11 protein-coding genes are annotated in these 6920 nt (G+C 65.1%); 4 read left to right on the top strand and 7 right to left on the bottom strand.

The window, feature by feature from the left end; genetic code table 11:
- From atpA to QM569_RS01975, 6 genes are all read right to left on the bottom strand, one after another.
- On the bottom strand, positions 1 to 936 hold a 936-nt coding region (atpA, locus tag QM569_RS02000), incomplete at its 3' end, for a F0F1 ATP synthase subunit alpha (RefSeq protein WP_414985550.1).
- Positions 937 to 979: 43 nt separating this feature from the next.
- Positions 980 to 1519, bottom strand: coding sequence for a F0F1 ATP synthase subunit delta (locus QM569_RS01995; protein WP_414985549.1), 540 nt, complete (start codon positions 1517 to 1519; stop codon positions 980 to 982).
- 10 nt (positions 1520 to 1529) lie between these two features.
- On the bottom strand, positions 1530 to 2000 hold the full coding sequence (locus QM569_RS01990; RefSeq protein WP_414985548.1) for a F0F1 ATP synthase subunit B: 471 nt from the start codon (positions 1998 to 2000) through the stop codon (positions 1530 to 1532).
- Between the two features lie 37 nt (positions 2001 to 2037).
- Positions 2038 to 2289 (bottom strand): F0F1 ATP synthase subunit C, encoded by a 252-nt coding sequence (atpE, locus tag QM569_RS01985; protein ID WP_414985547.1) that lies wholly within the window; start codon positions 2287 to 2289, stop codon positions 2038 to 2040.
- 56 nt (positions 2290 to 2345) lie between these two features.
- Positions 2346 to 3209 (bottom strand): F0F1 ATP synthase subunit A, encoded by an 864-nt coding sequence (gene atpB, locus QM569_RS01980; RefSeq protein WP_414985546.1) that lies wholly within the window; start codon positions 3207 to 3209, stop codon positions 2346 to 2348.
- Between the two features lie 19 nt (positions 3210 to 3228).
- Positions 3229 to 3702: an ATP synthase subunit I gene (locus QM569_RS01975; protein ID WP_414985545.1), complete on the bottom strand. Its 474-nt coding sequence runs from the start codon at positions 3700 to 3702 to the stop codon at positions 3229 to 3231.
- A gap of 179 nt (positions 3703 to 3881) precedes the next feature.
- Here QM569_RS01975 and QM569_RS01970 point away from each other — a divergent pair, with 179 nt between their 5' ends.
- The 4 genes from QM569_RS01970 to QM569_RS01955 are packed head-to-tail and all read left to right on the top strand — an operon-like array spanning position 3882 to position 6695.
- The gene (locus QM569_RS01970) at positions 3882 to 4172 is read left to right on the top strand and encodes a YbeD family protein (protein WP_414985544.1); all 291 of its coding nucleotides are present in this window, start codon (positions 3882 to 3884) and stop codon (positions 4170 to 4172) included.
- Between the two features lie 57 nt (positions 4173 to 4229).
- Positions 4230 to 4865: a lipoyl(octanoyl) transferase LipB gene (lipB, locus tag QM569_RS01965; protein WP_414985551.1), complete on the top strand. Its 636-nt coding sequence runs from the start codon at positions 4230 to 4232 to the stop codon at positions 4863 to 4865.
- A 16-nt stretch (positions 4866 to 4881) separates the two neighbouring features.
- Complete coding sequence (gene lipA, locus QM569_RS01960) at positions 4882 to 5862, top strand: lipoyl synthase (RefSeq protein ID WP_414985543.1); 981 nt, start codon at positions 4882 to 4884, stop codon at positions 5860 to 5862.
- Complete coding sequence (locus QM569_RS01955; protein ID WP_414985542.1) at positions 5862 to 6695, top strand: DMT family transporter; 834 nt, start codon at positions 5862 to 5864, stop codon at positions 6693 to 6695. The genes lipA and QM569_RS01955 overlap by 1 nt, the downstream gene beginning before the upstream one ends.
- Before the next feature lie 40 nt (positions 6696 to 6735).
- Here the strand turns inward: QM569_RS01955 and QM569_RS01950 are convergent.
- On the bottom strand, positions 6736 to 6920 hold a 185-nt coding region (locus QM569_RS01950), incomplete at its 5' end, for a putative PEP-binding protein (protein WP_414985541.1).

Below are 6920 nucleotides of genomic sequence, written 5' to 3'. Positions count from 1 at the left end.
GTCGGCGTTCACGCGGGCGGCGCGCTCCAGCAGGCGGCTGTGCAGGTAGAACACGTCGCCGGGGTAGGCTTCGCGGCCCGGCGGGCGGCGCAGCAGCAGCGAAACCTGGCGGTAGGCCACGGCCTGCTTGGACAGGTCGTCATAGACGATCAGCGCGTCCTGGCCACGGTCGCGGAAGTATTCGCCCATCGTGCAGCCGGAGTAGGCCGACACATATTGCATGGCGGCGGATTCGGATGCCGACGCGGCCACGACGATCGTGTATTCCATCGCGCCAGCCTGCTCCAGGGCGCGCACCACGTTCTTGATCGACGAAGCCTTCTGGCCGATCGCGACATAGACGCAGGTCATGTTCTGACCCTTCTGGTTGATGATCGCGTCGATGGCCACGGCCGTCTTGCCGGTCTGGCGGTCGCCGATGATCAGCTCGCGCTGGCCACGACCGATCGGCACCATGGAGTCGATGGACTTCAGGCCGGTCTGCATCGGCTGGTCCACGGACTTCCGTGCGATCACGCCGGGAGCGACCTTCTCGATCACGTCCGTCATCTTGGCGTTGACCGGCCCCTTGCCGTCGATCGGCTGGCCCAGGGCGTTCACCACGCGGCCGATGAGTTCGGGGCCGACGGGCACTTCCAGGATGCGGCCCGTACACTTGACGGTGTCGCCTTCGGAGATGTGCTCGTACTCGCCCAGAATCACGGCGCCGACGGAGTCGCGCTCCAGGTTCAGCGCCAGGCCGAAGGTGGGCACGCCGTCCGCGGTGGCGGGGAACTCCAGCATTTCACCGGCCATCGCTTCGGACAGGCCATGCACGCGCACGATACCGTCCGTCACCGACACCACGGTGCCCTGGTTGCGGATGTCACTGCTGGCAGCCAGACCTTCGATGCGGCTCTTGATGAGTTCAGAAATTTCTGCGGGATTGAGTTGCATGACTCTTTCCTTCTTTCTTTGTTTCGCTTCAGACCTTGCCGCCTCAGGCGACGAGGGCCGCTTTCATTTGTTCAAGACGGGCCTTGACCGACGTGTCCAGCACCTCGTCGCCCACCACCACCCGAATGCCGCCGATCAGCGATTCATCGAGTTGGACGGTGAGATTGAGCTTGCGGCCAAAGCGCTTTTCCAGCACTTCGCTGACCGAAGCCAGCGCCGCGCCGTCCATGGGGAAGGCGCTCTGCACCACGGCATCCGAAGAGCCGTTGCGTTGGTTGACGAGGGCACGGAACTGCGCGGCCACTTCGGGCAGCGCGCCGATGCGGCCGTTGTCGATGACCGTGCGCAGGAAGTTCTTGGCCGTGTCGGGCAGCGCCGAACGCGCAACGCCGGTGATCACGGCGAACACCTGGTCCGCCGTCACCTTGGGGTTGTCCGCCAGTTGGCGCAACTGGGGGTTGGCGGCAATCGCCGCCAGTTCGTCCACCCAGGCAGCGGCGCCGCCCAGATCGACGCCCGCAGCCGTGGCCGCCTTGAACAGGGCATCGGCGTAAGGGCGGGCAATGGTGGCGAGTTCAGCCATGTGTGCCCCCTTACAGCTCGGTCTTCAGGCGGTTGAGCAGCTCGGCATGGACGCCAGCGTTGACTTCCTTGCGGAGAATCTGCTCGGCGCCCTTGACGGCCAGCGCTGCCACCTGCTCGCGCAGGGCCTCGCGGGCTTGCACCGTTTGCTGCTCGGCTTCCGCGCGCGCGGCGGCAACGATCTTGTTGCCCTCCTCGGTGGCGCGGGCCTTGGCTTCCTCGATGATGGCCTGGGCACGACGGTCGGCATCCGCAAGACGGGAGGCCGTCTCGCTGCGCGCTTGCGACAGTTCCTTCTCGACGCGCTGGTTGGCAGCGGTCAGCTCGGACTTGGCGCGGTCGGCGGCAGCGAGGCCATCGGCGATTTTCTGGGCTCGTTCATCCAACGCCTTAGCGATCGGGGGCCACACGAATTTCATCGTGAACCACACGAGGATCAGGAAGACGATGGCCTGAATGAACAGGGTCGCGTTGATACTCACGGCAACACCTTTCTATCTAGGGCGTTGATCGGAGTGCTCAGGCTGCCAGTTGGAAGGGATTGGCAAAGGCGAACAGCAGGGCGATGGCCACGCCGATCAGGAAGGCGGCGTCGATCAGGCCAGCCAAGATGAACATCTTGGTTTGCAGTTCGTTGATCAGCTCGGGCTGGCGTGCGGAAGATTCGAGGAACTTGCCGCCCATCAAAGCGATACCGATCGAGGCGCCGATAGCGCCCAGACCCACGATCAGACCACAAGCCAGAGCGACGAGACCGAGAACGTTTTCCATGATGACTCCTGAGTTAAAAAAAGTTAAGTGAGGGAAAGAAAAGCGAAAGGGATGGTTTAGTGCGCGTTGTGCGCCTGACCGAGGTAGATCAACGCCAGCATCATGAAGATGAACGCCTGCAGTGTGATCACCAGAATGTGGAACAGCGTCCAGATGGTGCCAGCGATGACGTGGCCCACAGGCAGCAGTACCCCCGACAACGACAGCGCAGCAGCCCCGCCCATCAGGGCAATCAGCATGAAGACCAGCTCGCCAGCGTACATGTTGCCAAACAGCCGCATGCCATGGGACACGGTGTTGGCGACATATTCAATGATTTGCATCAGCACGTTCACCACGCCCAGGATCAGGGCGAAGATGGGGTTCTTGCTGGTGCCGAAGGGTGCGGACACCAGTTCGTGCGCCCAGCCGCCAGCGCCCTTGATCTTGACGCTGTACCAGAAGCGCAGCAGCAGCACGGCGAACGCCAGGCCCAGGGTGGTGGACAGGTCGGCCGTGGGCACGACGCGCAGATAGGCGTGGTGATCGCCCGTGGCGCCCTGCCACAGCACGGGCAGCAGATCGACAGGCAGCATGTCCATGAAGTTCATCAGGAAGATCCAGACGAACACCGTCAGGCCCAGCGGGGCTATGAACTTGCGGCTCTCGGCGCTGTGGATGTTGGCCTTGGCCTGGTTGTCCACCATTTCGACGAGGATTTCGACCGCAGCCTGGAAGCGCCCCGGCACACCCGAGGTCGCCTTGCGGGCAGCAGCCCACAACAGGAGCAGCGCGATCAGACCGAGAACCAGACCGACGACGATGGAGTCGTAGTTGATGACGGAGAAATCGACGATCGACTTCTGCTTGACGTTCTGAAGATGCTGCAGGTGGTGAACGATGTATTCACTGGCAGTCGGTCCATGCGCTTCTGCGGCCATTGGTCAACTCTTCTCTCTATCAATCGGTTTTTCGGACACCGGGCCGCGCCAGCAGCGCCACCCAGTACGTTTTCATTGCGATCACCATGCCCGCAAGCAGGGCGATCCAGTTCAGTCCCGGCACCAGCCGGGGTGCCGCTGCCAGCAGCGCCACCGTCAACACGATCTTGGCAATCTCCCAGCCGAAGAACCTCAGCACTGCCGCGCCAGCGTGGTCGGACGCCCTGCGGCGCAGCACGCCGCGCGCGAACAAGGCCGCAGGAGCCACCACCGCCAGCGCGCCGTAGGCGGCGGACCAGCCTACTTGCGCCTTGCCGGTCAGCGCCCAGGCCGCCAGGGCCACCAGCATTCCCACCAGCGCCTGCCCCGCCACGACCTTCCACACCGAAATGGGAGGATTGCGACCGCGCCACTGTTCGGCCTCTTGGGCCGTCAGGGGCTTGAAGTCAGGTTCTTCAGCCTCAGCTTCGGTCATGGGCGCCATGGTTTTCATCGTTCTAGGACGCCCGCGTTACTGCGACTTTCACAAAGCCTCTCATTATAAGTAAAAACCCAGGGCGATCGGCAAGAATTGCAGCCCCCGGCAGGCTGCAGCCTGTCCCCAACGCGCCAATCTGCCGTTGGCGCACAATGGCAAAGCCCCGACAGCTATTGAAATCGAAGCACTTTCCCATGAACGCCACCACGCCCCCCGCCGATCCGCGCCAGGACTCGCTGATCGAATACCCCTCGCAGTTCCCGATCAAGGTCATGGGCGCCAAGGTGGACGGCTTCGTGCAGGCCGTCACCGAGCTGGCCCGCGAGTTCGACCCATCCTTCGACGCCGCCACCATCGAACTGCGCGACAGCCGCGCGGGCAACTACCAGGGCGTGACCATCACCATCACCGCCACCAGCCGCGAGCAATTGGACGGCCTGTACCGCGCCCTCTCCTCGCACCCCCTGGTCAAGGTCGTGCTGTAAGTGGTGATCGAGAAGCGCACGCTGGGACGGGTGGACTACGCCGCCACCGTGCAGGCCATGCAGGACTACACGGCCGCGCGCACGACCGAGAGCGCCGATTTGCTCTGGATTTGCGAGCACCCCGCGCTTTACACACAAGGGCTGGCAGGCAAAAACGATCATATTCTGAGCCCGGGCGAGATCCCGGTCATCGCCACCAACCGGGGCGGGCAGGTCACCTTCCACGGCCCGGGCCAGGTCGTGGCCTACCCGTTGATCGACCTGCAGCGCGCGGGCTACTACGTCAAGGAATACGTCTATCGGCTCGAAGAAGCCGTGATCCGCACGCTGGCCCACTTCGGCGTGACGGGCCACCGCGTGGCGGGTGCGCCGGGCATCTACGTGCGGCTGGACGACCCCTTCAGCCATGCCATGCTGCCCCAGCGCCCGCAAAAGGGCGTCGGCACGTCTTCGGCGCCCGACTTCACCGGCCTGGGCAAGATCGCCGCTTTGGGCATCAAGGTCAGCCGCCACTGCACCTACCACGGCGTGGCGCTGAACGTGGCAATGGACCTGGAACCCTTTACGCGCATCAACCCTTGCGGCTACGCAGGGCTGCGCACGGTGGACCTTTCTACAATCGGCGTCCACACCACCTGGGACGAAGCCGCGCAGGTGCTGGGCCAGCAGCTCGGCACCCGGCTTGCACCCTAAGCCCAACAAGGCCGCCATGAGCACCCCCGAAGTCGTCCGCGAAGCGCAATCCACCGAAGCCTACAACCCGCTGGCCAAGCAAAAGGCCGCTGCCAAGCTGTCGCGCATCCCCATCAAGGTGGAGCACGGCGAGGTGCTCAAGAAGCCCGAGTGGATTCGCGTGAAGGCGGGCAGCCCCACCACGCGCTTCTACGAGATCAAGGACATCCTGCGCGAGCACAAGCTGCACACCGTGTGCGAAGAGGCGTCGTGCCCCAACATCGGCGAATGCTTCGGCAAGGGCACGGCCACGTTCATGATCATGGGCGACAAATGCACGCGCCGCTGCCCGTTCTGCGACGTGGGCCATGGCCGCCCCGACCCGCTGGACAAGGACGAGCCGCTGAACCTGGCCAAGACCATCGCCGCGCTGCGCCTGAAATACGTGGTCATCACCAGCGTGGACCGCGACGACCTGCGCGACGGCGGCTCGGGCCACTTCGTGGAGTGCATCCAGAACATCCGCACGCTGTCGCCGCAGACGCAGATCGAGATTCTGGTGCCCGACTTCCGGGGCCGCGACGACCGCGCGCTGGAGATCCTGAAAGCCGCGCCGCCCGACGTGATGAACCACAACCTGGAGACCGCGCCGCGCTTGTACAAGGAGGCGCGCCCCGGCTCGGACTACCAGTTCAGCCTGAACCTGCTGAAAAAGTTCAAGGCCCTGCACCCCAAGGTGCCGACCAAGAGCGGCATCATGGTCGGCCTGGGCGAGACGGACGAGGAGATCCTGCAGGTCATGCGCGACATGCGCGCGCACGACATCGACATGCTGACCATCGGCCAGTACCTCGCGCCCAGCACCAGCCACCTGCCCGTGCGCCGCTACGTACATCCGGACACGTTCAAGATGTTCGAGGAAGAGGCGTACAAGATGGGCTTCTCGCACGCCGCCGTGGGCGCGATGGTGCGCAGCAGCTACCACGCCGACCAGCAGGCGCACGCCGCGGGCGTCTGATGCAGGCCAACCTGTACGCCCTGGGCGCCATCGCCCTGTGGGCCTCGCTCGCCTCGCTGGGCGTGTCGCTCACCCACGTTCCGCCGTTCTTGCTGACGGGCATCGCGCTCATCATCGGCAGCGTGCCCGCATGGCCCTTCGTGCTGCGCGATCCGGCGCAGTGGCGCATTCCGCTGCGCACGCTGGCACTGGGCGTCTATGGCCTGTTCGCGTACCACTTTTTGCTGTTCATCGCGCTGCGCCACGCGCCGCCGGTCGAGGCCAACCTGGTCAACTACCTTTGGCCGCTGCTCATCGTGGTGCTGGCGCCCGTGGTGCTGCCCGGCGTGGCCCTGCGGCTGCCGCACGTGCTGGCAGCGCTGCTGGGCTTTGGCGGCGCGGCGATTGCCATCGCGGGCGGGCGCGAACTGAGCGGCACCCTGGCCTGGGGCTACGTGCCCGCGCTGGCCGCCGCCTTCATCTGGGCCACGTATTCGCTGCTGACCAAGCGCGTGGCGGCCTTCCCGACCACGGCCATCGGACTGTTCGGGCTGGTGTCGGGCGCGCTCTCGCTGGCCTGCCACGCGCTGCTGGAGCCCCCCGCCAGCCTGCAAGCGCGCGACTGGGCCCTGCTGGCCGTGCTGGGCCTGGGGCCGCTGGGCGGCGCGTTCTTCCTGTGGGACAAGGCGCTGAAGCTGGGCGATGCGCGGCACATCGGCATCCTGAGCTACATCACGCCGCTGGCGTCCACCGCGCTGCTGATCGTGGTGAGTGGTCGGCCCTTCACCTGGAGCATCGCGCTGGCGACGGTGATGATTCTGGCCGCCGCTGTGATGGGAACAAGAGCCAAATAAGCCTCTAGCGCTTATCCAGCAAGCGCTGGCAGCTATCAATTTAGGAATTCTCGACGGTTGCCGCAGGCACGTCGCCATCCACCACCTGCCGCGCCCAAGGCGCGAGCTTGCGGGTGTCGGCGCGCAGGATTTCCTGCTTCACGGCCAGGATCTGCGCCGGGTGCATGCTGAAGCTGCGCAGGCCCAGGCCGAGCAGCAGGCGCGTCATGGTCACGTCGCCCGCCG

It is taken from the genome of Acidovorax sp., from assembly GCF_047607405.1.
Taxonomy (GTDB): domain Bacteria; phylum Pseudomonadota; class Gammaproteobacteria; order Burkholderiales; family Burkholderiaceae_C; genus Acidovorax.
This window is presented reverse-complemented; position numbering and strand designations above follow the sequence as displayed.

Coding starts and splice junctions, on each gene's coding strand:
- QM569_RS01995 (WP_414985549.1), bottom strand. CDS start 1,519: ATGGCTGAACTCGCCACCATTGCCCGCCCTTACGCCGATGCCCTGTTC.
- atpE (WP_414985547.1), bottom strand. CDS start 2,289: ATGGAAAACGTTCTCGGTCTCGTCGCTCTGGCTTGTGGTCTGATCGTG.
- atpB (WP_414985546.1), bottom strand. CDS start 3,209: ATGGCCGCAGAAGCGCATGGACCGACTGCCAGTGAATACATCGTTCAC.
- QM569_RS01975 (WP_414985545.1), bottom strand. CDS start 3,702: ATGAAAACCATGGCGCCCATGACCGAAGCTGAGGCTGAAGAACCTGAC.
- QM569_RS01970 (WP_414985544.1), top strand. CDS start 3,882: ATGAACGCCACCACGCCCCCCGCCGATCCGCGCCAGGACTCGCTGATC.
- lipB (WP_414985551.1), top strand. CDS start 4,230: ATGCAGGACTACACGGCCGCGCGCACGACCGAGAGCGCCGATTTGCTC.
- lipA (WP_414985543.1), top strand. CDS start 4,882: ATGAGCACCCCCGAAGTCGTCCGCGAAGCGCAATCCACCGAAGCCTAC.
- QM569_RS01955 (WP_414985542.1), top strand. CDS start 5,862: ATGCAGGCCAACCTGTACGCCCTGGGCGCCATCGCCCTGTGGGCCTCG.